21 protein-coding genes are annotated in these 26,115 nt (G+C 50.4%); 13 read left to right on the top strand and 8 right to left on the bottom strand.

The genetic code is table 11. The annotated features are described in order from the left end of the window. Positions 1-71: 71 nt before the first annotated feature. The gene (locus RBT11_00390; GenBank protein MDX9785211.1) at positions 72-317 is read right to left on the bottom strand and encodes a type II toxin-antitoxin system HicA family toxin; all 246 of its coding nucleotides are present in this window, start codon (positions 315-317) and stop codon (positions 72-74) included. 546 nt (positions 318-863) lie between these two features. Here RBT11_00390 and asnB point away from each other — a divergent pair. The 3 genes from asnB to RBT11_00375 all read left to right on the top strand — a co-directional run bounded on the left by asnB (position 864) and on the right by RBT11_00375 (position 5,459). Next, the gene (gene asnB, locus RBT11_00385; protein ID MDX9785210.1) at positions 864-2,876 is read left to right on the top strand and encodes an asparagine synthase (glutamine-hydrolyzing); all 2,013 of its coding nucleotides are present in this window, start codon (positions 864-866) and stop codon (positions 2,874-2,876) included. An 8-nt stretch (positions 2,877-2,884) separates the two neighbouring features. Continuing rightward, positions 2,885-3,985, top strand: a complete 1,101-nt coding sequence (locus tag RBT11_00380) for a glycosyltransferase (protein MDX9785209.1) — start codon at positions 2,885-2,887, stop codon at positions 3,983-3,985. A 70-nt stretch (positions 3,986-4,055) separates the two neighbouring features. After that, entirely contained in the window at positions 4,056-5,459 is a 1,404-nt protein-coding gene (locus RBT11_00375) for a hypothetical protein (GenBank protein ID MDX9785208.1), read from the top strand. 241 nt (positions 5,460-5,700) lie between these two features. Here RBT11_00375 and RBT11_00370 read toward each other — a convergent pair whose 3' ends face one another. Both RBT11_00370 and RBT11_00365 read right to left on the bottom strand, forming a co-directional pair. Then, positions 5,701-6,120 carry a type II toxin-antitoxin system VapC family toxin gene (locus RBT11_00370; protein MDX9785207.1) on the bottom strand — a complete coding sequence of 140 codons (420 nt, stop codon included), beginning with the start codon at positions 6,118-6,120 and terminating at the stop codon, positions 5,701-5,703. Further along, entirely contained in the window at positions 6,117-6,395 is a 279-nt protein-coding gene (locus RBT11_00365) for a type II toxin-antitoxin system Phd/YefM family antitoxin (GenBank protein ID MDX9785206.1), read from the bottom strand. Before RBT11_00365 ends, RBT11_00370 begins: the two co-directional genes overlap by 4 nt. Positions 6,396-6,705: 310 nt before the next feature. Between RBT11_00365 and RBT11_00360 the strand changes: the two genes are divergently transcribed. The 3 genes from RBT11_00360 to RBT11_00350 all read left to right on the top strand — a co-directional run bounded on the left by RBT11_00360 (position 6,706) and on the right by RBT11_00350 (position 10,297). Further along, complete coding sequence (locus RBT11_00360) at positions 6,706-7,383, top strand: CPBP family glutamic-type intramembrane protease (protein ID MDX9785205.1); 678 nt, start codon at positions 6,706-6,708, stop codon at positions 7,381-7,383. A gap of 177 nt (positions 7,384-7,560) precedes the next feature. Beyond that, a complete protein-coding gene (locus RBT11_00355) occupies positions 7,561-7,914 on the top strand; it encodes a four helix bundle protein (GenBank protein ID MDX9785204.1) in 354 nt (117 codons plus the stop codon). Between the two features lie 103 nt (positions 7,915-8,017). Further along, a complete protein-coding gene (locus RBT11_00350; GenBank protein MDX9785203.1) occupies positions 8,018-10,297 on the top strand; it encodes a tetratricopeptide repeat protein in 2,280 nt (759 codons plus the stop codon). A 23-nt stretch (positions 10,298-10,320) separates the two neighbouring features. Here the strand turns inward: RBT11_00350 and RBT11_00345 are convergent, their stop codons facing one another. The 3 genes from RBT11_00345 to tpx all read right to left on the bottom strand — a co-directional run bounded on the left by RBT11_00345 (position 10,321) and on the right by tpx (position 13,079). Continuing rightward, complete coding sequence (locus RBT11_00345; protein ID MDX9785202.1) at positions 10,321-11,172, bottom strand: J domain-containing protein; 852 nt, start codon at positions 11,170-11,172, stop codon at positions 10,321-10,323. Between the two features lie 745 nt (positions 11,173-11,917). Then, positions 11,918-12,448 carry a tetratricopeptide repeat protein gene (locus tag RBT11_00340; GenBank protein MDX9785201.1) on the bottom strand — a complete coding sequence of 177 codons (531 nt, stop codon included), beginning with the start codon at positions 12,446-12,448 and terminating at the stop codon, positions 11,918-11,920. Between the two features lie 115 nt (positions 12,449-12,563). Then, positions 12,564-13,079 carry a thiol peroxidase gene (tpx, locus tag RBT11_00335; GenBank protein ID MDX9785200.1) on the bottom strand — a complete coding sequence of 172 codons (516 nt, stop codon included), beginning with the start codon at positions 13,077-13,079 and terminating at the stop codon, positions 12,564-12,566. A gap of 299 nt (positions 13,080-13,378) precedes the next feature. Here tpx and RBT11_00330 point away from each other — a divergent pair, with 299 nt between their 5' ends. After that, positions 13,379-13,621, top strand: a complete 243-nt coding sequence (locus RBT11_00330) for a type II toxin-antitoxin system Phd/YefM family antitoxin (GenBank protein MDX9785199.1) — start codon at positions 13,379-13,381, stop codon at positions 13,619-13,621. Continuing rightward, positions 13,618-13,881: a Txe/YoeB family addiction module toxin gene (locus RBT11_00325; protein ID MDX9785198.1), complete on the top strand. Its 264-nt coding sequence runs from the start codon at positions 13,618-13,620 to the stop codon at positions 13,879-13,881. The genes RBT11_00330 and RBT11_00325 overlap by 4 nt, the downstream gene beginning before the upstream one ends. Before the next feature lie 17 nt (positions 13,882-13,898). Here the strand turns inward: RBT11_00325 and RBT11_00320 are convergent, their stop codons facing one another. Continuing rightward, complete coding sequence (locus tag RBT11_00320; protein MDX9785197.1) at positions 13,899-15,332, bottom strand: DNA integrity scanning protein DisA nucleotide-binding domain protein; 1,434 nt, start codon at positions 15,330-15,332, stop codon at positions 13,899-13,901. 364 nt (positions 15,333-15,696) lie between these two features. Here RBT11_00320 and ettA point away from each other — a divergent pair, with 364 nt between their 5' ends. From ettA to RBT11_00305, 3 genes are all read left to right on the top strand, one after another. Then, on the top strand, positions 15,697-17,376 hold the full coding sequence (gene ettA / locus RBT11_00315) for an energy-dependent translational throttle protein EttA (GenBank protein MDX9785196.1): 1,680 nt from the start codon (positions 15,697-15,699) through the stop codon (positions 17,374-17,376). A gap of 440 nt (positions 17,377-17,816) precedes the next feature. Beyond that, positions 17,817-19,037: an aminotransferase class I/II-fold pyridoxal phosphate-dependent enzyme gene (locus RBT11_00310; protein ID MDX9785195.1), complete on the top strand. Its 1,221-nt coding sequence runs from the start codon at positions 17,817-17,819 to the stop codon at positions 19,035-19,037. Positions 19,038-19,245: 208 nt separating this feature from the next. Further along, the gene (locus RBT11_00305) at positions 19,246-20,001 is read left to right on the top strand and encodes a DUF4126 family protein (protein ID MDX9785194.1); all 756 of its coding nucleotides are present in this window, start codon (positions 19,246-19,248) and stop codon (positions 19,999-20,001) included. Positions 20,002-20,277: 276 nt separating this feature from the next. Here RBT11_00305 and RBT11_00300 read toward each other — a convergent pair whose 3' ends face one another. After that, entirely contained in the window at positions 20,278-20,922 is a 645-nt protein-coding gene (locus RBT11_00300) for an OmpA family protein (GenBank protein ID MDX9785193.1), read from the bottom strand. Positions 20,923-21,380: 458 nt separating this feature from the next. Between RBT11_00300 and RBT11_00295 the strand changes: the two genes are divergently transcribed. Both RBT11_00295 and RBT11_00290 read left to right on the top strand, forming a co-directional pair. Next, the gene (locus RBT11_00295; GenBank protein MDX9785192.1) at positions 21,381-24,488 is read left to right on the top strand and encodes a CHASE4 domain-containing protein; all 3,108 of its coding nucleotides are present in this window, start codon (positions 21,381-21,383) and stop codon (positions 24,486-24,488) included. 170 nt (positions 24,489-24,658) lie between these two features. Beyond that, on the top strand, positions 24,659-26,062 hold the full coding sequence (locus RBT11_00290; GenBank protein ID MDX9785191.1) for an AAA family ATPase: 1,404 nt from the start codon (positions 24,659-24,661) through the stop codon (positions 26,060-26,062). Positions 26,063-26,115: the final 53 nt, after the last annotated feature.

Here is a 26,115-nt window from a genome sequence, read left to right as displayed (position 1 = left end):
TGCAAAAAACACAAGGTTAAGCGGATAATATCATCTATATGGGAATAACTACCCAATCCTTAAACCAGATTCTACTTCAGCATCTCAATAAGTTTGTCTTTGGGTATTTGGTTCCATATGGCTACCTTGCCGAGAATATCATTCAAAGTCCCCTTAGCTACTGGATTATGGTTTGGTATGGTTATTTTGTGGGTGCCGGCTGTTGTCACTTTTTCCATGCGAACGTGGCTTCCACGCTGGCGCACGGCCGAATATCCAACGCAATTCAGGAAGGAAATAAGCTTTTTGCCCGAAATGACAGGCAATTTATCAGACATGTATTTCTCCTAAATCCATCATCGTGAAAAGGGATGGATTCGGGCTATAATCTGAAAGGCTTTCCGGATCATCTTCGAAATGGAGCTGGATCGCCTCCTTTAGATTTTTTGCTAGCTCATCCAACGTTTTGCCTTGCGTAAACACATCGAAATCGATGCACCGGCCACAATAAAATTCACCATCAAAATATATGTCGGCTCTTATCATTTTGTTCATTGTTATCGCCCCATTGTTCTATATTTTAAGTTTTTAGAAAATTCGCCGATTTTTCAATCAATTGGCGCACCCTGGTGCCGCCCCAAACAGTATGATCTTGCTGGGCGCATATTTGCAGATGGTCTGATTAACGATATATCAATAACCGTTTTCTTTTATGTTATTAATGGGATTTTTAGCATAGGGCATTCAAAAACACAAGTTTGACGGTTTTGTAAAAAGCTTGATTCTCAGCACAAGGGCACAAAGATCACAAAGTTAAATAAGGAAAAAACCAAGCGTCGTGCTCTTTAAGCCGTGGTGGTTCCATAAATTGGTTAGGAATAATTATGTGCGGAATTTGCGGAATAGTTAATTTGGACGGACGACCGGTTGATCGTGTTATCCTTGAAGCCATGAACCGGACTTTGACGCATCGGGGGCCGGATGAGGAAGGGTATTTTATAAATGCTGGGCGGCAGAAAGGCTGGGAGGCTGGGAGGCTGGGAGGCAGAAAGGCTGGGAGGCTGGGAGGCTGGGAGGCAGAAAGGCTAGGAGGCTGGGAAGCTGGGAGGCTGGGAGGCTGGGAGGCTGGGGAAGGCAGGGGAAATGTGGGGTTGGGGCATCGGCGGCTTAGTATTATTGACTTGGCGTCGGGGCAGCAACCGCTTTGCAATGAAGATGGAAGTGTTTGGATTGTTTTTAACGGGGAAATTTATAATTTTCAGGCGTTGAAAAAGGAGTTGGAGGGTCATGGGCATCGGTTTCGGACAAATTCGGATACCGAAACGATCGTTCATGGCTATGAGCAGTGGGGGGAAAAGGTTTTTGAACGGCTCCGCGGTATGTTTGCCATCGCGCTTTGGGATGAGCGAAGACGGCAGTTGCTGCTTGCCAGAGATCGGATGGGGAAAAAACCGCTTTATTATTCGAACAATAAGGGCCGGTTGGTATTCGGCTCTGAAATAAAGGCGGTTTTAGAGGCGCCCGATGTCTCGCGCGATGTTGATTTGACGGCGATGTTTGACTATTTGTCTCTTCTTTATGTGCCTTCTCCAAAGACGATATTCAAGGCGGTTCGAAAACTGCCGGCGGCGCATTATGCCGTGGTGACCGCGGAGGCCATTCGCATCGAAGCATACTGGGATCTTTCTTTTTATCCTCAGCATGCGGTTTCTGAAAATCAAATGATGGATGAGATGATCGGCATACTCGATGAGGCCACCCGAATGCGAATGATCAGCGAGGTTCCCTTGGGGGCCTTTCTTTCAGGGGGGGTGGATTCATCGGGCGTGGTGGCGTTGATGGCCCGCGCCTCGAATAATCCGGTTAAGACAAATTCCATTTCTTTTAGTGTCGCAAAATACAATGAAATTGAATATGCCCGGAAGGTGGCGAATCTGTTTGGAACGGATCATCATGAGTTTCATGTGACGCCTGACGCTATTCGGGTTATTGAAAAACTGGCTTGGCACTATGATGAACCGTTTGCGGATTCTTCCGCGGTTCCAACGTATTATGTATCTGAAACCGCGCGAAAAAATGTTACGGTTTCCCTGTCCGGGGACGGTGGGGATGAAAATTTTGCGGGTTATAGAAGGTATTATTTTGATTTAAGGGAAAATTATGTGCGAAACCTTGTGCCGGAAGGGTTGAGGCGGGCTGTTTTCGGGACGATCGGAAAACTGTATCCGAAAGCGGATTATCTTCCCCAAATTTTCAGGGGAAAAGCGTTTATCTCCAATGTGGCCAGGGATCCGGTGGATGCATACTATTTTTCGGTCAGTTCGATGTATGGCGATGAGAAGCGCCGGCTGCTGCATCCCGATATTTTGCGTGAAATAGGAGACTACCGAACCCGCGATCTGTTTTATAATATTTATAAGGCAGCCCCTGCGCCGGACCATCTTTCAAAAATTCAATACCTGGATATTAAAACCTATCTTTGTGATGATATTCTGACCAAGGTAGACAGGGCCAGCATGGCGGTGTCCCTTGAGGTCAGATGCCCGATACTGGATCATGTGTTCATGGAATATGTGGCAAAAATCCCCTCAAAACATAAGCTGGTTGGAACAGATGGAAAGCATATTTTTAAAAAAGCATTAAAAAAATATCTGCCCGATGAAATCCTTTACCGGAAAAAAATGGGGTTTGGTGTTCCGGTTGAAGAATGGTTAAGAAAGGATCTAAAGGAATATGGTGGGAATTTTGTTTTGAAGGGGGCGGCAAGTAAGCAATATTTTCAGAAAAGCATGCTTGATAAATTTTGGAACGAACACCAAAAAGGGCTTAGAAACCGTTCCACGGAACTCTGGATAATCATGATGCTGAATCTCTGGCAAAAGAATTTTGCTGCTTAAATTGCCATATGAAAAAAATTAAAGTGGTTCACATTATTTATTCTTTCGGGATCGGCGGGCTTGAGAAAGGCATTGCAACCCTTGTGAACCATGGCGCACCGGACATTGCGCATATTATCGTAAGTCTCACGGGTACCAACGAATCTGAAAGGCTTCTTTCCAGGAAAACAAAGATCGTTTTATTGAATAAAAAGGATGGCAACTCTCCCGGGTTTATTTGGAAGCTGTCAACGCTGTTGCGGCAAATCAAGCCGGATATCGTTCACACAAGAAACTGGAGCGGTATGGATGGCATTTTTGCGGCAAAGCTTGCCGGTATTGACAAAATAATTCACGGTGAGCATGGATGGGATATGCTGGATCCTTTTGGCGCTAATGTGAAAAGAAAGCTTATCCGCAAGGTTTCGTCCGCCTTTGTTCATGAGTATACATGTGTTTCAAAACAACTAAAAGACTGGTTGCAGCATGATATTAACGTCGGGAAAAAAATCACGCAAATATATAACGGAATTGATACACAAACCTATCGGCCCGCCCAATTTGACGAAAAAATTGCTTTAAAACAAAAGCTTGGATTTTCTGCTGAGAATTTTGTGGTCGGGATTGTCGGCCGGTTGGATGCCATCAAAAATCATTCCCGTTTGTTCAAAGCGTTTAGACGGGTTGTGCAGAAAGATCCGTGTGCAAGGCTTGTGGTGGTAGGGGACGGCGCCGAAATGCACTGGCTTAAATCGGAAGCCTTCGAAAATGTAGTGTTTTTAGGGTATCGTTCCGATACGGCTCGTTTAATGCGATGCTTTGATTTGTTTGTATTGCCGTCTTTGAATGAAGGGATATCCAATACCATACTCGAAGCCATGGCATCCGGACTGCCGATTGTCGCTTCGAATGTTGGCGGCAATCCGGAGTTGGTGGCGAATGGGGAAACCGGTTTTCTGGTGGATCCTTATGATATGTCACGACTGGCGGAAATGATCGCTCAGTATAGAGCGGCCCCCTCTCTTGCCGAGAGGCACGGCAATGCCGGCAGGGAAAAGGCGCTGTCGCGATTTTCAATTGAGTCAATGGTTAACGCTTATGAGGCCACATATAGAAACATCCTCTTCTGACGCTGTGTCGGATACATCACAATAAGTTAACGGGTTAACGCTTCCGGCACGAAGCCGGTCAGGTACGACTATGCATTCACAATTCGTCAAACATGTCATATCACCCCTTCACGAATCCATATTCAGACGAAAAACCTTTACGTATCTTACAGATTTGGAAAAGCTGCAATGGGTTGATTCGGAGAAGCTCGCGCAAATAAGATTTCGCAAATTAAAAGCACTGCTGCTGCATGCAAAGGAAACTATTCCATTTTATAAAGAATGGGTTGATCATGCAGGGTTTGATCCTCTGCGGATGCAGGCGATAGAAGATATTCGCGCTTTGCCCCTATTGTCAAAGGCTGACATACGCAAAAATCTGAATCGTATGAAATGGGCGGGCTGCCCGGGGGGCCTAACGCGGTTTAATACCGGCGGGTCTTCGGGTGAACCGTTGGTATTTTATTTCGACAAGCGGCGCCAGGCGTATGACAAGGCGGCGCGAGCGATGACGCATCGGTGGTGGAACATCGATATCGGCGATAAGGAGCTTTATTTATGGGGCTCCCCGGTAGAGATATCAAAGCAGGATCGGCTTAAGGCGTTTCGGGATTGGTTGACCAATGAGCGGCTTATCAGTGCTTTTGAAATTTCGGCGGAAAAAATTCCTGAAATGGTTCAACAATTAAAGCGATTCAGGCCGGCGTGTGTATTCGGATACCCCAGTACGATTTCTCTTTTTTGTAAGATGGCGAATGAGAGGGGCTTTTCTCTCGCGAGCGCCGGGGTGAGCGTGGTGTTCAGCACGGCGGAAGTTCTTTACAAAGCGCAGAAAGAAACCATCAGCCGTGCTTTCGGCGGGATTCCGGTGGTGGATGGATACGGCAGTCGGGAGGCTGGGTTTATCAGCCATGAATGCCCTCACGGCAATTATCATGTCATGGACCCTAACTATATCGTGGAATATATTAAGGAGGGAAAGCCGGTCGGCCCGGGGGAAGACGGGGAAGTCGTGATTACCCATCTGGATGCCTGGGGGATGCCCTTTATCCGATACCGGACCGGTGATGTGGCGCAGCAAGGGGAAGGGGCCTGTCAATGCGGGCGGGTTTTTTCCACCATGAAGCATATACGAGGCCGTACCACCGATTTTATTGTCACGCCGGATGGCCGTTGGCAGCATGCGCTCTCGTTGATATATATCGTCCGGGATATCGAAGGCGTGGATCAATTTAAAATTATACAGGAAGATGTGGCGCATGTTCGGGTGCTATTGAAGATTCATGAGCGGCTTTTCCCGGAGAGCGGGCATCAGAAAATTGTTGATGGGTTCAGGAAGCGCATGGGAGATTCCGTTCAGGTTACGATAGAGAGAGTTGATGACATCGCCAGGGATGCTTCGGGCAAGTATCGGTATGTGGTGTCCAAGGTGGCCGGTTCCGGCACGGGGTTTTCTGAGCCACGGCAAGACAACCTGCAACTCGTTAAAAATTAAAACCATGAAACAGTTTTCCATTCAAACATTAGCCGCAAATCTGAAAACCATACCGGAAATTGACTTTGCGCTCCTTTTTGGATCATCACAATCGGGCATATTGGGAAATAACTCAGATATTGATATCGGGGTATATCTTCATACCCCGGTAAAACCGGAGCTCATTCTTTCGATCGTCAAACCTGTTGAAAATACGGTAAATGCTGAATGCGACCGGACCATTTTAAATACGGCGTCAAATCTACTTGAACCAGTTTTGTAATTTTAATTCTGAGAATTGATTGAAGTCGGTGATGTTCCGGGTCACTAAAATCAAGCCGTGGACTTTTGCAATAGCTGCGATTTGACCGTCCGTAAAAGAGGGCATTTGGCCAATGGCAGTTAGTCGCGCGCGCTCCCTTGCATGCCAGCTTGCCGCGCTTTCATCATAAGGCAGAATGATCATTCCGGGCTTGAGCACATCCGAAAGGAAGGATTGAATAATATCCCGTTTTCTTGAAATGGGTAAACGCGAGCAGCCAAATTGGAGTTCGTGCCATACCGGCGCTGCGGTGGAAATTTCATGTTGATGCCGGGAAAGCTTTAGGAGCACGGATTTATTCGGGACACTCTTGATCGCTTCAGAAATGACGTTTGTATCCAACAGATATTTTAGGGTCAAATGTTAACCTCTCTTCCTGAGGTTACATCCCTGAGGCCCGCAAAGTCTGAGTCCGAAATATCAATGCCTTCTTTTTCCATGCTATTGCGAAATTCCATTAACAATTGCCAGAAACTACCCTTATTTTTTTTTAAAAAATCATATTCCCGAATCGACAATAAGATCGCAACCGGTTTTCCGTGGCGGGTAAGTTTTACCGGAACACCTGTTTCAACATCGTGGATTATCGATGTCAGGCTGTTTTTAGCATCTGCAACAGAATACTGCTTTTCCATAATATTCTCCTTTTTAGGGACGATTATCTGTCCATTAATTTAGCCATATTTATGGACATGATCAAGGAGTTTTTTGTCCGCACAATGAAAACCAAGAAAAGGATATCTTGTTGTGTCCGTTGTGCCTTTTCGGTAAACACCAATGTACGGAACCCGGGGAATGCTATTTTATCAGCTTGCCGTATTTGTCCTGGAAAATGGTGCTGATTGGAGACCCGCTGTATAGGCCGTTTAAAAATAAAAAAGGAACTTCAAATTGACGCTATCAACGAATGAAAATTATCTTAACGGTTGCTCGGTGGACGGTGGAATGACAAACTTTCGACTGCTGTTCCTTTATGCGGTGCCTTATTTTACCTATGTGGCGCTGGGTTCGCTCGATAGTTACCTGCCGATCGAATGGATTTATGCTTTGCGCCTTATCATTGTGCCGGGTATACTGATTTGGACGTGGCGATGGTACCGGCCGTTAAGAGGCCCCAAAAGCCCCGTTATTTCAATCGCCATTGGTATGTTGGTTGGGGCGTTGGGCACGGTGCTTTGGATTTTATTGATTGCCCCCTTTGTCGAAGAAGATGCGACTGCATGGGGAAAACAGGCCTTTTATCTAAGAATAGCGGCATCAACCTTGATTGTGCCGGTATTTGAAGAACTTTTGATGCGGGGGTATGTGTTCTTTTTTGTCATGCAATGGGATTTGGCCCGTAAACAAGGCGCCCAGGCCGCCTTCGATGAAACGCTGCATGAGAAGAATATTGCCGATATGCCTCATGTGTCATGGCATGTGCCGGCGGTTGTGATCTCTACGATGGCCTTTACCCTCGGGCATCAGGTGGTCGAGTGGCCGGCTTCGATTGCCTATGGATTGTTAATGGCCATATTATTAATTGTTCGAAAAGATTTGTTGTCTTGTGTGATCGCACATGGGACAACCAATTTTTGCTTGGCGCTTTATGTTTATTCTACTGGAAATTGGCAATATTGGTGATAGGTGATAGGTGATAGCTCATAGCTGATAGGTGATAGCTGATAGGTGATAGCTGATAGGTGATAGCTGATGGGTGATAGGTGATAGGTGATAGGTGATAGGTGATAGGTGATAGGTGATAGCTCATGGCTGATAGGTGATTGTTGATCATTGGGGGTTGGCTGAGAGGGGGTGGCTGTGGCGTTTGCTTTTGAGGAGTTGCATGTGTATAGAAAGGCAATAGATTTTTCTGTTTCAGTTATAAACACTATAGATTTATATGAAACGCCTCGGAAACACTATCGACTTATTGAACAATTGGAATCGGCAAGTACTTCAGTGGCGTTGAATATTTCAGAGGGTAAAGGGCGATATTCAACTAAGGAAATTAAACATTTCCTATTTATCGCCAGAGGTTCCCTGTATGAAACAGTCACGATGCTTCAAATTTTTAAAATGAAATCGTGGCTTGGAAATCCAAAATACAATGAGTTGTATGCAGAAGCTGTTGAAATCAACAAGATGCTCTCAGGCCTTATAAAGGCCATATAATTTTTAAGTATTATCAATCACCTATAAGCTATCACCTATGAGCTATCACCTATCACCTATCAGCTACACCCATCACCTACCCAAGTTAATTGGAGGTTCGGTAATGAATTATGTTAAAAAAGTTCTAATTGTTGCAATGATCGCGCTAATTTCCCTTGCCGGCTGCAAGAGCGACGCAGAAAAAAAGGTGGCCCATCTTGAGAAGGGCAAGGCCTTTATGGAAAAAGGCGAATATAAGAGCGCGGAGCTGGAGCTTAAAAATGCGTTGCAGATTGATCCGAAATATGTGGACGCATTAAAGGTGTTGGGTGAATCCTATATGAAGCTCGGGGATGCCAAAAATGCTTATAGGGTTTATAACACAATTGGGGGTCTGATGCCCGAGGATGTGGACACCCAGTTGAAGTTGGCCACCTTTTTAATGTTGGGCAAACAAACCGAAGAGGCCAGAAAAAAGGCGGAAGCGGTTATTTTTAAAGAGCCGAGCAATGTCGATGCCTTATATTTATTGGCCGGGTTGCAGGAACAGGATGAGAAGTTTTCGGAAGCGGCCAAGTTATACGAACGGCTCGTGGAACTCGATGCGAACAACACCAAGCCGTTTTTAAATTTAGGACGGGTTTTGATCAAGTTGGGAAAAATAGATGAGGCCGAGCAGACGTTAAAAAAGGCGATTACCCTTGACCCGAAGGCAGTTTCCCCTCGCCTGGTTCTTTCCTCTTTTTATATTGCCAAAAGAATGCCGGATGCCGCGGAGGCCGAACTACTGGCGGCTGTTGCGAACAACCCCGACACGGCGGATGTTCAAATCGCACTGGGCAATTTTTATTTGATGCTCAGAAAGCCGGATAAAGCAGAAGCGGCCTATTTGAAAACAATTGAAATTGAGCCCAACAAGACGAAACCGTATTTAATTGCCGCCGGTTTCTATGAGGCCACGGCTAAAAATGATTTGGCCCTGACCATGTATCAGAAAGCACTGGCGCTGGCACCGGAAGACATCGGAATCAAAAACGCGCTTGCCATGTACTATTTCAAGAACAAAAAATTCGAGGAATCGGAAAAGCTGATATCAGAAATTCTGGAAAAAAGGCCGAACCATAATCCAACGCGCGTTCTTAAAGGAGAAATGCTGATTGTAAAAGGAAAACCGGAAGAGGCGGTTTCAATGTTGGATCTCGTCATCAATGACGAGCCCAATTTTGCCCGGGCGCATTATTTTCGGGGGCTTGCGCTCTATGCGAAAGGCGATGCCCGAATGGCAAAAGCGTCGGTCGCCAAAGCGGTTGAACTGGCGCCCCGTTATGAAAAGGCCAAGCTCTTATTGTCCGAGATACACCTGAAGGAGAGAAACCTTGCGCTCGCGCAAAAGGAGTTGGAATCGCTTTTAGAGATATTCCCGGCAAATTATCAGGCGAGTCTTTATCTGGGAAACGCGTACCTGGGTCAGAAAAAAGTGGAAGAGGCGAGGGCGCAATATAAAAGACTGATTCAACTGGCGCCGGATAATCCCACAGGTGAGCATCGAATGGGGGTTTTAGAACGGCTGACGGGAAAGATGGATGCGGCCAAAGATCATTTTGAAAAAGCGCATGCGATGAACCCCAAGTGGCTGGAGCCGTTTACGCAATTGGTATTGATTGATTTAATGAATAAAGAGGTGGATAGGGCGCTTGAAAGATGTGATGCGCAGCTAACGCTGCTTGCCGAGACACCGATCGCGCAGGGCGTTGTTCACAATCTGAAAGGTCGGATTTACCTTTCACAAAAAAAATACACTGAGGCGGAGGCCGCGTTTAAAGCCGCGCTGGCGGCAAACGATAATTACCTTCAGCCCTATTTGGCCCTGGCGCGACTGTATTTAATCAACAAGGAGGAAGATCGGGCGATTGCGCAATACAAAGAGATTCTCGAAAAGAATCCCAATCAGGTGCAGGCCAACATGAGTATGGGCATAATCTACGAAATGAAAAAGCAACCGGATATCGCCATGGACCATTACCGGAAAGCCCTGGCGGCGAATCCGGATTTTTCGCCTGCAGCCAACAATTTGGCGTACAATTTGGCTGAAGGAGGGGGCGATTTGAATGAGGCACTTTCGCTGGTGCAAAAGGCGAAAGAAAAGTTTCCGGAAGATCCGAGCCTGATGGATACCCTTGGTTGGGTGTATTATAAAAAAGGGCTTTATGACAGTGCGATTGCCGAGCTGACCGACAGCCTGGAAAAGATACCGGACAATCCCTCAGTGAATTACCATTTGGGCATGGCCTATTACAAAAAAGGCGAAATTGACGATGCCAAGGCCGCCCTGAAAAAGGTGCTGGAGCTTTCGCCGGATTTTGAAAAAGCGGATGAAATAAAAGGCATTTTAGCCGAGATTTAAGAGAAAAAGGGCGACGCTGTTGCCTATAACCTACGCAACTCTCTGTTGCAGTAAAAATTATGCAGCCGGTTTTCCAGAATATGTTGGTCTATAGCGGCCTTGTCGAGAATCCGGGCGTCTATAAAAAATTTGCCGAGGGGCAGGTTGAAGCTGCGCTGCCGGCCCAAAAGGACGAACCGCCGGTAATCATCCAGAAATCCGAGCCGAACCGCGGCCCGGCCGAATGGTTCCCTAAACCGCCTGTTTTTCAGTATGGCGTAAACATCCTGAGGATCCATGTAGTTCAGATCCAGGGCGATTTGCCCCAGCCTGGGCCGAACCCGATGCTGCCATACGATGGCCTGAATCAGTGTGTGCCAGGTGATTACCCGTTTGTAGAATAAATATTCTCCCAACCGAAGCTTGCGGCGAGGAAGCGTGCCTTTGAAGAAAAAGGACTGGCGGTGTTGCCGTTGAAACGGCCTTGGGCTTGCCGAAGTGTCTTTCGGCCGCGTTCCGGCGCTTGCGGGCGATGCCTTGCCGGAATGGGGGGCGGCTTTTGGGGGAGAAGGGCGGCTCACTGTTTCCGCCCGGTGATACCCCATGTTCGGCTTGGGGACAAAGGGTGAGCGGACAATGAGGTAATCATCGGCCAATGCGGCTTTGAGTATGCCATAGGCATCGGTGATTTCTTTAAACTTTTTTTCCAGCAACCCTCTGCTTTTGCCCAATAATATCGCTCTATCCGGATGGAACAGCAAGGCTTTTTTGCGGAATTCTTTTTTGATTTCTTCCATTCCGACGCGATAGAATTTCGCCCCTTGCTCATCGAGAAAATGATCGGCGAAAAAAAGATGAACCGCTTGCTCAATATCCGGGCTAATTGAGTGAATCATGTGGTTCCCGTAAAAAAAAGTTATCATTCGATAAAAACACAGCAGGACCTGTGCGTTATGATAAAAGTCCTTTTGTATGTCAAGCGAAACCATTCTGCAAGATATGGCGCCGCTCCGGTCACGGTGAATTTGTTCTAACCCCTGTTGGGGCTGAGCGATATCACCCGCGGCAATAACAGTCGAGACGATGGACTGGGCCTACTGCCCCAAAGGGGCTGCATAATCCAGCCCAGGGTTGCGGCGTATGCCGCTACCCTGGGAAAGCAAGATGCCAACCCATTTATAAACTACCCCGGAGGGGTTGTGTCAAGGCATTGGGAAGGACAATTTCCATGGGATTGACACAACCCCTTCGGGGTAAGTGGGTAGGGTTCGACCCAATTCCCCAGGGTAGCGGCATATGCCGCAACCCCGGGCTAGTGGACAAAGCCCCTTCGGGGCATGGGGATGAGATCGGAATCGTACATAATATACTGAATTATATTATGATTTATATTAGAACAAAATAACCGTGCCGCTCCGGTCAGGGCAATCGCATGTAGAAATGGACTGCCGGAAGCGAAAGCCTTGAGGGGGATCGGATGGAAGCTGCGGCACCGTTTGAACGCGTTGCCGCGTGAGTTTGCCGCAGCTGGAATCCGATTTTTCTCAAAGCTGAAGCGGACTATGGGTTACATGCGATTGCCCTGCGACTCCGGTCGCGCCGTAAGTTGCGCGTCATGGATTGAGTTCGGTTTTGTTTTTCTCAGCTTTGTTTATGCGGCGGCTTGATTTTGGCGGAGACCTCCTTGAGCAGGTCTTGATGCCGGGTGTTTTCTGGGTCGGCCGCCAACGCTTTTTCTCCCCATTCCCTTGATTTTTCCCAGACGTTCATCTGCCTGAAGTTTTCCGCGATGGCGTAAAACAGGTGCCCTTTGGGTACCCTGCGATGTTCGTCCGGGAATTGAAGCACTTTCATGAAGTCGGCAATGGCTTCAACGTGCTGCTTGCCAACGGTGTAACAACTGCCCCTGCCAATAAGACTCTCCTCATCGACCGGATTGACGGCCAGTGCCCGGGTGTAATAAAAGACGGCGCTCTCGGTTCGCCCTTCCACCTCATGAATTTTCCCGAGATAAAAATAAGGGTTGTCGCCATCCGGATGACGATAAAGCGGCTCTAAGTCAATAACGCGCTCCATGGCGGCCACGGCCGCGACGCCATCGGGCTTGCTGAAATACATTCGACCTTCTTCAAACCACTCGGCAGCGTTTGAAGGTGTCTTTTTTTCGGTCATGGCAGCCTCTTTCCTTTTGATGACGGTCACGCGTATTGAATAATAGCGGGCTTTTTTTAAAGCCGGGTGCCGGCGATGGCAAGTTTCAGGTGCCGTCGCCGGCGTTCTGAAAAAGCTATTGTAGTGATTTTACGGCTGTGAGGACCGCGTCATAATCCGGCTCGCTGGCGATTTCATTCACAAGTTGAATGTAACGGATAACCCCCGCTCGATCCAGGACGAAAACTGCACGGGCCAGTAGCCGAAGCTCTTTGATCAACACCCCGAAAGCGGTGCCAAAGGCGGCGGATTGATAATCAGACAAGGTGGTGAGTTTATCCACACCTGCCGCGCCGCACCATCTGCTTTGGGCGAACGGCAGATCCATGCTGATGGTGAGAATGCGCACATCCTCTCCCAGCTTTCCGGCCTCCACGTTGAACCGGCGCGTTTCCATGTCGCACACGGGCGTGTCCAGCGACGGGACGGAAGAAAGGATACATATCTTTCCCTTAAAGGAGGAGAGCGATACGGGGCTCATGTCGTTGGCCGTCAACACACAGTCCGGTGCTTGTTGCCCCACGACGACGGTTTGTCCGCTAAGGGTCAGCGGATTTCCTTTCATGGTGACGATTCTTTTGGATTCAGTCATTTTCGTATCCTCCATTGTTTGTGAACACTGATGAGCGAACATATGTCCCAAACTAATGATTCTTTCAGGACGGGTCAATGTTATAATCATGTTAAAACTTGTGTAAGGGGTCACGTTTTCATTTTTGACAATTTTGGACCAGGAGCGCCGAACATGTCGCTTAATCAGAGCGGGATTACCTTCGGTTTTTCATAGAAAACATCGTCCACCGCCTGCTTAGCTTTGCGTTCTGCCTTAAGATATGCCTTGACTATGCGTACGCAATGACGTACACATAGCAGAAAAAAGTGAGGTTCAACATGCCAACATTATCAGCCACCGAGGCCAGAACAAAATTGTATCATCTTATAGATCAAGCTTCGTCAACACACGAGCCAATCCTTATCACCGGCAAACGTAGCAACGCTGTTTTAATATCCGAGGATGACTGGCGTTCCATTCAGGAAACCATATACCTTTTAAACATTCCCGGCATGCGCGAGTCCATACGTGAAGGATTGACGACACCGTTGGAGGAATGTGAAGAGGAACTCGATTGGTGAGCTGGCGGCTTGTCTATACGAAACAAGCTCAGAAAGACGCTAAAAAGATCGCCGTGTCCGGTTTAAAAGCAAAAGCCGAAACAATTATTCAAATCCTTCGCGATAATCCCTGGCAAAACCCACCTCCCTTTGAGAAGCTTGTAGGTGATTTGGCGGGGGCTTATTCAAGGCGAATCAATATTCATCATCGGCTGATTTACCAGGTTATGAACGATGAAAAAGTCGTTAAAATCATCCGCATGTGGACTCATTATGAATAATGTGGCAGAACCTGTCATTAATAATGAAAGGCGTCTTTCAGGGGAATGGGCATTAGCGCGCAATTATTAGCGGGCTGCCAGCGGCACAGCGCGTTAAGTTCAACCCCTTCTTGAATCACCGAAACCGGCCGATCCGACGAGACCACGACCACCAGAATGTTATTATGCGCGGCGGTGAATCGAAGCGCGGAGTTATAGCGCGCGCCGCGGGAACGATCCTCACCGGCAATGGCCATGCCGTCCAGCAGACAGGCAAAGCCATGAAGATGCAGGTCTTTTCCGATGTGCAAGGCGCCGTCCACCTTTGAGAGCGATTGCGCCAATTGAAGGCCGCCCACGTTTTGAAGATCGATTGGGGCCTCCAGTTTTTGGCCGGATAGGTGCAACCGCTCCGTGTTCAGATCGAGCACCAGGGTGCAACCGTGCTTGGTGTTCTCGGCGTTATGAACAATGGCGGCGAGAATCTTAAAGAGTGAATTGCCGAGGGTTGAATCCAGGTCCGACTCCAGAAGCGCTTCTTCCACTTGAACGAGTTTGGCCTGATAGGTCTTTGAATGAAAGTTGCCGTCCGCGAAACTGCATATGGGGTTGGTGTTGAGGTTCAAAAACCCATGTCCGCCTCTGAAATCTGCGGTGATGGAGAAATTCGGAAGATCTTTTTGCGCAATCCCCACAAGGGTCTTTCCGTCGGAGACCAGCACGCGATCCGAGTTTTCCACCGAGGTTAATAATTTGCGCACATGTTTGTGATGGGCGAGAAAAGGGCGTTCCAGGGTCGGAAACCGTGCCAGAAAGGAGAGCGTGGCCAGCGAGCGGGGTTCGACAAACCGGAGTTTGCCGCGTGCCCAGGCGCCTTCTTCGACGGTGCGGGAGATACCCAGCACCGCATCCAGAATGGGATAGATCCTGAGCTGGGTGTCCCACCCCAGGTAAATATTCATTTCATCGACAAGGGTGTCCCGCACTGCATGGGTAGCATATTCTCTTAAAAAAGCCCCGGAAATACCCGTATACAGATTCGGCTCATTGGCCATATCATGGGAAAAACGCCAGGCGGCGTGCTCCAGCCAGCGTTCCGTGGGACCGATGGAACTCATCTCCGCGTGGTGTTCGGTAAACCACATTTGATAGCAGACCGATCCGGAGTGTGCGCCGTAGGAAATGAGCCCCGCCAATGCCAGCTTCTCTGCGGGTTGCATGTTCCGGAAGGAGTTGTTGTCGGCCGGTGGTATTTTTGAGTGCCGCCAGCTTTCGTTATCCAGATACAGTTCCTTGAGAATCGGTTCGTGTCCGTTCAACAGGCCCTGAGGATCGTATAATTGAATGGAATCTTCCGGAGAGATGGCGTAGATGACCGCCACACGGCTCGGCTCTGAGTAATGGGAAAGCCCGTCGCTGAGGCCATCGACGGTGTCCATGATGCACTTGCAGACAAAAGCATTTTGATTCACGGCCTATCCTTCGCATTTGGCAACCGGGCTTATCCACTGGGTTACCAGCGCATAGGGGGGAAGCAGGGCAATCGCATGTAACCCATAGCCCGCTTCAGCCTTGAGAAAAATCGGATTCCAGCTGCGGAAAACTTACGCGAAACGCGTTCAAACAGTGCCGCAGCTTTCATCCGATCCCCCTCGAGGCTTTCGCTCCAGGCAGTTCATTTCTACATGCGATTGCCCAGGGGGGAAAGACGTGGAGGTGTTGCTCGGCGTCTCTTTATCATATATATGGATATTACCAAGAATTTTCAAGTACGGAGTCATTTTCGCGGCGACCGGAATAACCGGCCGGCGTTTTATCTTTCAGGAGGAGTTCATCGTGAGCAATGAGGCCAATAAAATCATTTACACCATGATCAGGGTCAGCAAGTTCTATGACAAAAAGCCGGTATTACAGGATATTTCCCTGTCCTATTTTTATGGCGCCAAAATTGGCGTGTTGGGTCTGAACGGGTCGGGAAAAAGCTCTTTGCTGCGGATTCTGGCCGGTGAAGACAAGGCCTTTAACGGTGAAACCATTTTATCCGAAGGCTATACGGTGGGGTATCTGGAACAGGAACCCCTCGTGGATGTACAAAAAACGGTCCGCCGGGTGGTGGAGGAGGGCGTTCAGGAGACCGTTGATTTGTTGAAGGAATTTGAGGCCATTAACGAACAGTTCGCGGAACCCATGAATGATGAGGAGATGAACAAACTCATCGAGCGGCAGGGCGAGGTTCAGGAAAAACTCGACGCACTCGATGCCTGGGATCTGGATGCGCGGCTTGACATGGCCATGAACGCCCTGCGGTGTCCCCCCGAGGACACGCCGGTTTCCGTGCTATCAGGCGGTGAAAAGCGACGCGTGGCGCTCTGTCGCCTGTTGCTGAAACGGCCCGATATCCTTCTTCTGGATGAGCCCACCAACCATCTGGACGCCGAGAGCGTGGCCTGGCTGGAGCACCATTTGCAAGCCTACCCCGGCACCGTGATCGCGGTGACCCATGATCGGTATTTTCTCGATAACGTGGCCAGCTGGATTCTGGAGCTGGACCGGGGACAGGGTATTCCCTGGAAGGGAAATTATTCCAGTTGGCTGGAACAAAAGCAGGAGCGGCTGCGCCGGGAAGAAAAAGCGGACAGCGCCCGGCAAAGAACCCTGGCCCGGGAATTGGAATGGATTCGCTTGTCCCCCAAGGGCCGCCACACCAAGAGTCAGGCCCGTATCAACGCCTATGAAAGCCTGCTTTCCCAGGAAGCGCAGCAACGGGAAAAAGAGCTTGAACTGTTTATTCCGCCGGGGCCGAGGCTGGGAGATGTCGTCATCGAGGCGGAAAAGGTCAGCAAGGCCTTTGGTGATCGGCTGCTGGTGGAAAACATGGAATTTAAGCTGCCGCCGGGGGCCATCGTCGGGTTGGTCGGCCCGAATGGCGCCGGAAAAACCACTTTATTTCAAATGATTGTGGGAAAAGAGCAACCTGATAGCGGCACCATTCGCATCGGCGAGACGGTCAAGCTGGCTTACGTGGACCAGAGCCGTGAGCTGGATCCGGAAAAAAGCATTTGGGAGGAGATTACCGGTGGCAACGAGCAGATCGAGCTGGGCGATCGATTGGTAAACTCCCGGGCCTATGTGGCGCGGTTTAACTTTTCCGGCGCCAATCAGCAAAAAAAGGTCGGAATGCTTTCCGGCGGACAGCGAAACCGCGTCCATCTGGCAAAAATGCTGCGGGAAGGGGCCAATGTCCTGTTGCTGGATGAGCCCACCAATGATCTGGATGTCAATACTTTGCGAGCCCTGGAAGAGGCGCTGGAAAATTTTGGCGGGTGTGCCATGGTGATCAGCCATGACCGGTGGTTTCTGGACCGGATCGCCACGCATATTCTGGCCTTTGAAGGCGATAGCCGAACGGTCTTCATGGCGGGCAATTGGTCGGACTATGCGGCGGATCGAAAACGGCGTCTGGGCGCGGATGCCGATGTCCCGCGCCGGGTCAAGTATCGACAACTGACCCGATGAAGCCCCGTGCACGTAAACGTACACGTGCGCGTGCACGTGCACGAAAAAGCGCCTGCATTGCCGGTTTATAAAGAGCAAAGGGGAATCAGCGTGATGGAGGACGAGGAAATAATTTGTCAAAGCCTTTAGTTTTAATACGACAAGCGTGTGTCGGTTTTAAAGCCCCGTGCACGTAAACGTACACGTGCGCGTGCACGTGCACGAAAAAGCGCCGGTATTGCCGGTTCATAAAGAGCAAAGGGGAATCAGCGTGATGGAGGACGAGGAAACGAGTTATCAAAGCCTTCAGTTTTAATACGACAAGCGTGTGTCGGTTTTAAAGACCCGTGCACGTGCACGCGCACGTGTACGTTTACGTGCACGGACGGGAACGGGCACTTTACGGTTACGTGCACGGAGAACCCGGCCGGAGGGGGAGTGGCCCGATTCGGAGAATGCCAATGCAAAAATTCGATCCTGAGCAATTGTTGAGTGAAGCGCGGCGAGAGTTTGGTCCGCACGGTGACGTCAATCCGTCCGTGTCGAGATCGTCCACCTTTACGGTCTCGGAGCCATGCGACATGGCCGATATCTTCAAGGGGATTAAAGGGCCGGATGCCGATGGATGTTACCTGTACAGCCGGCATGGCAATCCGACCGTCAAGGTGCTGGCGCGGTATCTGGCGGCCATGGAAGGCACCGAGGCTGCTCACTGCACGGCCAGCGGCATGTCGGCCATCTCGTGCACCCTATCTCAGCTATGCAAAACCGGCGATCATATCGTGGCCAGTGATACGATATACGGTGGTACGCACGCGTTATTGGGAGATTTGTTTCCGGAGATGGCCATTTCAACCACCTTTGTGGATGTGACGGATCTATCCGCAGTCGCCGCGGCCATTCAGAAGACCACGCGGGTGATCTATGTCGAGACAGTGGGCAATCCGACCTTGAAAGTCGCCGATATCCCCGCCCTTTCGAAGCTGGCCCGGGAAAAGGGGATTCTCCTTGTCGTGGATAATACCTTTACGCCCATGATTTTTTCGCCGGCCAGGCTTGGCGCGGATATGGTTCTTTATTCCATGAGTAAATTCATCAATGGCGCCAGCGACGCCATTGCCGGCGCCGTCTGCGCGGGCAGCGAATTTATCGGAAAACTCGTGAATATGCGCACCGGCCGCGCCATGTTGTTGGGGCCGACCCTGGACGCCCGGACCGCCTTTGATCTCATTCAGCGGTTGCCGTATCTGGCGCTTCGCATGCGGGAACACGGCAGGCGAGCGCTGGCGATTGCCTCCCGGCTTGAGGATTCGGGCGTCACCGTGCGATACCCGGGGCTTTCCTCTCACCCGCAATATCGCCTTTTTCGATCCATGATGAATGAGGGGTACGGCTACGGTGGTATGCTGACCGTCGATTGCGGAACGGTGGAGAAAGCGGAAGCCTTGATGCGCGTGCTGCAAAATCAAGAGCATTTCGGGTTGCTGGCTGTTTCTCTGGGCTACTACGATACGCTGATTTCCTGTTCCGGGTCTTCCACGTCCTCGGAAATACCGCCGGAAAGTCAGCGCGCGATCGGTTTGTCGCCCGGATTGGTAAGATTTTCCGTGGGGATTACCGGCAGCCTTGAATCCAGGCTGGCGCAGATCACCCGCGCGATTAAAACGGTGGGGCTGGCGTAAAGGCAGTCTATAACGGGCATGGGAAAAGAGGGCGGATCATTTAAAGCTGACGGCTCAAAGCTTCCGGCTTTGCCGGATTAGACATATAATCTGAAACATGCACGTTGTTGCGTGTATATTCGCTGAAGGTGAAAGATGGCTTTCATGCATCCCAGCATCCCAGCATCCCAGCATCCCAGCATCCGGCTTTGCCGGAATAGGAGGAATCATGGAAGCTTATCAACACATCATCCACACACTGGCCTTAACCATGGGTGCCTCATGGGCCAGCGGATTGAACTTGTATGCCGCAATCGCCATGCTCGGGCTTTCAGGTGTCTACGGTGCGATTCAATTGCCGCCCGATCTTCTGGTGCTAACCAATCCCCTGGTTATTTTTGCCGCGTGCGTCATGTATGTGGTGGAGTTTGTCGCGGATAAAATTCCGGGCGTGGATACGACCTGGGATGGCCTGCATACCTTTATCCGAATTCCCGCCGGAGCGCTGTTGGCCGCCGGCGCGGTGGGGACGGTCAACCCGGCCCTGGCGATTGCCGCCGGTATTTTAGGCGGCGGCATGGCGACGGCGTCTCATGCCACCAAGGCGGGCGGGCGGGTTCTGATCAATGCCTCGCCCGAGCCGTTCACCAACTGGATGGCCTCCATCTCCGAGGATATCGCCGTTTTCGGCGGGCTTTGGGTGGCCCTGCACCACCCCTGGATTTTCCTGGGGCTTTTGGTGTTGTTTTTACTCTTTGCCATCTGGTTGCTGCCGCGCATCGGCAGAGGAATTAAAACGATTTTTAAATTCATCGGCCGTTTATTCGGCATGCGCCCGGCGGACGGCGTTCCGGCGGATTTGCCGCCGCAAGAAGCGGACCGGTTGGACCGATTAAAAAAACTCAAAGAGCTTCTGGACAGCGGCGTGTTGTCCGAGGCGGAATTCAACCGGGAAAAAGAAAAAATTTTAGGCACCGAAATCTAAAGGCCGTGATCAGTGGTCAGTGCACCGTGACGGGCAAGCCATGCCCATCTGATAGCATGGATATAAAAACCACACTTCGGCAACCGGCCACCACAGTGAATTTGTTCTAACCCCTGTTGGGGCTGAGCTATATGACCCGCGGCAATAACAGTCGAGACGATGGACTGGGCCTACTGCCCATAGGGGCTGCATAATCCAGCCCAGGGTTGCGGCGTATATGCCGCTACCCTGGGAAAGCAAGATGCCAACCTTTTCACCCTTCACTAGCTTTCTTCCTTATCCCTGACGAATGGGGGTAATGACAATATTGACGCGGCGGTTCATGGCATGCTCCGATGAGATCGGCTCCGACTCACCAAACCCGACGGTGGTTATTCGCTGCGGACTCACATTCCGCTGAACCAGCGCATCGGCGACCGCCCGGGCTCGCTTCTCGGACAGTTTTTGGTTATAATCTTCCGGCCCGGTTGCGTCGGTATGTCCTTCCACGCGAATGGTGGTTTGCGGATACTGGTTGAGAATGCCGGCGACACGGTCCAGCTCGGGCTGAGCGCCCGGTAGTAGCGTTGCTGAATCGACGTTGAAGAAGACATCGCTTTTAAACGTCGCGGTCAGAACATCCTGATCCCGCTGAACACTGGCTGCCTCCGATGTGGCCACCGCATTTCTTAAATCCCGCTCCTGCCGGTCCATGTAGGCCCCGATCTGGTTTCCGGCAAGCCCGCCGACCGCGGCCCCTATAGCGGCGCCGATGAGTGTTGATTCCGTATTGCGCCCGATTGCCTGGCCGAGGGCGGCACCGGCTGCGGCCCCAACGCCTGCGCCAACGGCGGTCCCTTTCTGCTGCTTGGTTTGAGTCGCGCAAGATGCGGTGATAAGCGTTATCCCCAAAAAGATCATAAACACTGTTTTTTTAATCACGAATTGTCCTCCTTGTAATAGTTGTGGCTTGAGTTTGTTCCTTGTTTGCGGCTAAAAGATAACACCGGTTGACCCGGAAGTCCACCCCTGGCGAAACGGGGCTTCAGGGCAGTCGCATTGAGCAAATAACCGCCGAAAGCGTAGGCCTTGAGGGAGATCAGATGGAGGCTGCGGCACTGTTTAAACGCGTTCCGCGTGAGTTTGCCGCGGCTGGAATCTGATTTTCCTCAAGGCTGAAGCGGGCTATGGGTTACATGCGAATGCCCTGAACGGGGCTTTTGGTGGGTGTCTTATCGGTGCAGTCTAGCGCAACCCCAAAAGGCGGGTTTTGCGCTTCTGACTCCTGAATACCTGAGCAGTTACGAAATCATGTGAGTTAAAGGCCTGTATTCGCCCAACCCATTGAGTGTTCGTATCATTTTTCTAAATTGAAGCATCTCGGAAAGTCGCCGGTGGACATGCTGAAAAAGATAACTTCGATAAAGCATAAGGTGGTTCTAATTTTAATCAGCGTTTGGTTGATGCTCGGCGCAGTGAATATCCTGGTCGAGTATCAGGTGTTGTACCCTCGCTTTGCAACACTGGAGCAGGAGGGGGCCGGGAGAAATCTCTTTCGTTCAGTGGATGCGATCTGGGACAACGTGGATCATTTGAATACGACGTGCCGGGACTGGGCGTTCTGGGACGATACCTGTCATTTTATTGCGACCCGGAGCGATGATTATCAGCGTGTCAATCTGGGATTAAGCACTTTCAGGAACAACGGCATTCATCTGATTTATTTCTATGATTCCCAAGGCCGGATGGTCTGGGGGCGGGCCTATGATAAAGATTTCAAGCATCAGGCTTCTATTTCGGCCATGGGTGACGGATTCTTGCCGGTATCTCACCCTTTTTTTGCCTATGAGCGGGAGAATGTTCCGTTGGTGAATTTCAGCGTCAGCGGATTTTTAATGACCCCGCAAGGGCCCATGCTTCTTGCATCGCGCCCAATTCTGACCAGTGATGGCGGGGGGCCCATTCAGGGAACGCTGATAATGGGCCGGTTTTTAAATGACAAACTGATCAGGGACTTTGCCGCGCGGCTGCATCAACCCTTTAACGTGTTGCCGTATACTGCCGATGCCGTTCCCGAGACGGCAAAAGTGTGTAACATTCCGGATAGCACGGGCAGATCCTGCCGGATGGTCCATCTGGATCGCAAAACGTTGGCGGCGTATGCGGTAATAAATGATGTGATGGGCAACCCGGCCGTTGTGGTCAAAGCCGAAACCCGAAGAGAGATTTCTTCAAGGGGGCGAGAAGCGATTCGCTATTCGATCGTATCGAATTTTATCGGCATGGCCGGAATGTTCATTGTCGCGCTGTGCCTACTGCAACGCGCGGTCATCGGACCGATTGAACGGCTTAGAAAACAGATTGCCGATCTTGCGTTTTCGGGAGCGACCGGTGCCCATTTGCCGCCGCAGGGAAAAGATGAGATCGGTTCCCTCGGTGAGGCTTTTGGCGGTTTAATTTCACAGTTGGACGCCAAGGCCGAGGAGTTGCGCCGCTTTAACGAGGTGTTGAGACGCGACATTGAAAAGAGAAAGAAAACCGAAGCGGATCTGCACGAGGCGCAAGCGCTTTTGCAGGCGGCTTTTGAGCAGTCTCCGGCCGGGCTGGTGATCGCGGACGCGCCGGATGTGCGGATTCGCTTGGCCAATCCGGCCGGTGTGGCCATTATAGGCGGCGAGGAAAAGAACCTGACGAATATTCCCGGTGAACTGATTCCAACCAGATGGCGTACTTTTTACCCGGACGGTCGTGCCTATGCGCCCGATGATCTGCCGATTTGCCGTGCAGTGAAATATGGCGAGGTGACGCGAAACCATGAAATGATGTTGCGCAATGCAGCGGGTGAGGACCGGTGGATTTATATTAATGCGGGGCCGGTCTACGATGAAGCCGGCCAGATCATTGCCGGCATCGGTTTTTATATGGATATTACCGAGAGCAAGCAGGCTCAGGAAGCGCTTCGCGCGAGCGAGGAGCGGTTCCGCTCATACGTGGAAAACGCCTCCGAAGTTATTTTCACGATGGATTCAACGGGAAACTATACCTATTTTTCACCCAATATTTTTGATCTGTTCGGGATTACGGAAAGTGAAATGACTGGTAGAAATTATAAGGAATTCACGCATCCGGATGATATTGAAGCGCGTGACGCCTACATGGCAAGGGTGCTTAAAGGAGAGAAGATGGCGCCCTTGCCCCATCGGGTGCTGGGAAAAGACGGCGAGTATGTCTGGCGCCAAACCAGCTTGTCAACGGTGCGCAACAGGAATGGAGAGATTACGTTTTTAGGCATTGTCAGGAGCATTGATGAGGAGCGGCGAATGCAAAAAGAGCAGGAAGCGCTTCGGGAACGATTGGGGCAAGCTCAAAAAATGGAGGCCCTGGGGCTTCTTGCCGGCGGCGTGGCCCATGACCTGAATAATGTGCTTTCGGGCATCGTGAGTTATCCCGAGCTGCTGCTTCTGGATCTGCCGCAGGACAGCCCCCTTCGTCAGCCGATTCTTACCATTCAGCAATCCGGCCGGAAAGCCGCGGATATCGTGGAGGATCTCTTGACCCTGGCCCGCAGGGGGGTCATGAACACCGAGGTGTTGAATTTGAATGACATCATTACCGATTATCTGGCTTCAGCCGAACACCGAAAACTGTTGAGCTTTTATTCCGGTCTGTCGCTTGACGTGTCTCTTGACCCGGACGCGTTGAATATTCGGGGGGTTCCCATTCATCTAAGAAAGACCGTTATGAACCTCGTGACCAATGCGGCGGAGGCCCATCCCGTGGACGGGAAAATCGTGCTGGCCACCGAAAACCGCTATCTGGACAGGGCGTTAAAGGGCTATGATTCGATTCAGCCCGGTGATTATGTCGTATTGCGGGTGGCCGACAAGGGCATCGGCATTGATAAAGAGGATTTAAAAAGAATTTTTGAGCCGTTCTACACCAAGAAAGTGATGGGCAGAAGCGGCACGGGGCTCGGCATGGCCGTGGTCTGGGGCACGGTTCAGGATCATAAGGGCTATATCGATATCGACAGCGAGCCGGGAAAAGGGACGGTGTGCGAGCTGTTTTTCCCGGTGACGCAAGAATCACGCCTGCAGGTTCCCGAAACGTTTGATTTCGATCGTTACCGGGGAAACGGCGAGATGATTCTGATCGTGGACGACATCGAGGCCCAACGGGATATCGCGTCAAGCATTTTGACCAAGGCCGGCTATCGAACGGTCAGTGTTCCCAGCGGCGAGAAGGCCGTCGACTATTTATCCCATGCCGCGGTCGATCTGGTGCTCCTGGATATGATAATGGATCCGGGAATGGACGGGCTTTCAACCTATCAGCAGATATTGGGCCTCAATCCGAAACAAAAAGTTGTTATCGCCAGTGGGTTTTCGGAAACCGACCGCGTCAAAGAGGCGTTGCGGCTGGGGGTTATGGCCTATATCAAAAAGCCCTATAGCCTGGAAAAAATTCTCACGGCGCTGGCAGCTGCGTTAGCGCCGAATCCTTTGTGAGCTGCGGCCGGTTTGCCCAGTCATCTTCCGGCTTTTATTCGGAAATTGACAATGGCGCATTCATTTTATACATTACGGTGCCGGTTGATTCAATTGGCCTTACCCCCCCTGAACGTTGGCATGGCGTATTCACGAAGAGAAATCTTTTGAATGGATTGAGAGCGTGCAACATGGAAAAATTATTTGGTGAACGGGTTCTTGAAAAAGGCTTGGTCTCGATTGACGACCTTCGAAGGGCATTGGACAGACAACACGCCTACGGCGGCAGACTGGGCCATCATCTGGTGGCCCTGGGATTGGTCACGGAGTCTGAAATATCGAACTTTTTTCAGTTTTTCCCGAATCCCCCGACCCTTGTGGCGGATACCAAATTAGAGCCCGCTTTCATATCCGACCTGCTGCTCAAGCACGCATTGTATTTCAAAAGCTTCACGATTGCGAAATTGGTCGACACCATGAAGCTGCCCCAATCCGTAATCGCGCAATGCATCGATAGTCTGCGGCATGATTCCATGGTGGAAATATCAAAAGCGGGGGCATCCTTTTTATTGAAAGATTATGAATACCGGATCACCGCCTCCGGAATCAACCGCGCCCTGAGCTTAATGGAGGAGTGCCGGTATATCGGGCCGGCGCCGGTTTCTTTGGCGGATTACCGTTACGCGGTCGAAATGCAGACCATAAAAAGTATAGAAATTAATAGAGATAAACTTGAAAAGGCGTTTGCCCGTATCGTATTGGATGGGAAAATGATGAATACGCTGGGCGCGGCCATCAATTCCGGGGCGCCGATTTTTTTATACGGCCCGCCGGGCAACGGCAAGACGACGATCGCCAAAGCGATCGGTAACTCCCTGGCCGGTGACATTTTTGTCCCATACTCAGTGCTTGTCGGCGGTCAAATTGTCCTTTTATATGATCAGGTCAATTATGATGTGATTGATTCCGGTGTTGAACCGGAAAATTACGATAAGCGATGGGTTAAGGTTAAGAGACCGGCTATCATGTCGGGCGGCGAGTTAACCCTTAAAGCACTCGATCTGGAATTTAATCCCAATGCCAAGTACTATGAAGCGCCGCTGCAAATGAAAGCCAATAATGGGATTATCATTATTGATGATTTCGGCAGGCAGTTAATGGATCCGCAGACCCTTCTCAACCGGTGGATCGTGCCCCTGGACCGCAGGGCGGACTTTTTGACCCTTCATACGGGAATGAAATTTGAGATCCCATTTGACCAGTTGGTGATTTTCGCGACCAACATTGAACCGAGGAAACTGGCGGACGAGGCCTTTTTAAGACGGCTTCGGTATAAACTGAAAATCGATTATCCTTCCGTCGAAGCATATGCGAACATTTATCGAAAGGTATTCGATTCCAATGGATTGAAATTCGATCCAGCCAGCTTTGATTACCTTGTGTCAAAATACGAGAGCGCCGGAATGAACTTGAGCGGGTGTCACCCGAAGGACCTCATCGATCACATTATTGATGAGGCCCATTTTCTCGGCCGTCCCCCTGAAGTCACCCCGGAAACGCTGGATATGGCGTGGCGGAATTATTTTGTGAATTGATCGCGTTTCTCCCCCCGCGGGTCAGGCGGGGGGAGAAAGTTTTAATGCCCTTT

The organism is Desulfobacterales bacterium, from assembly GCA_034003325.1.
GTDB lineage: Bacteria > Desulfobacterota > Desulfobacteria > Desulfobacterales > JAFDDL01 > JAVEYW01.
The sequence above is the reverse complement of the archived record's forward strand: the minus strand, read 5'-3'. Positions and strand labels throughout refer to the sequence as shown.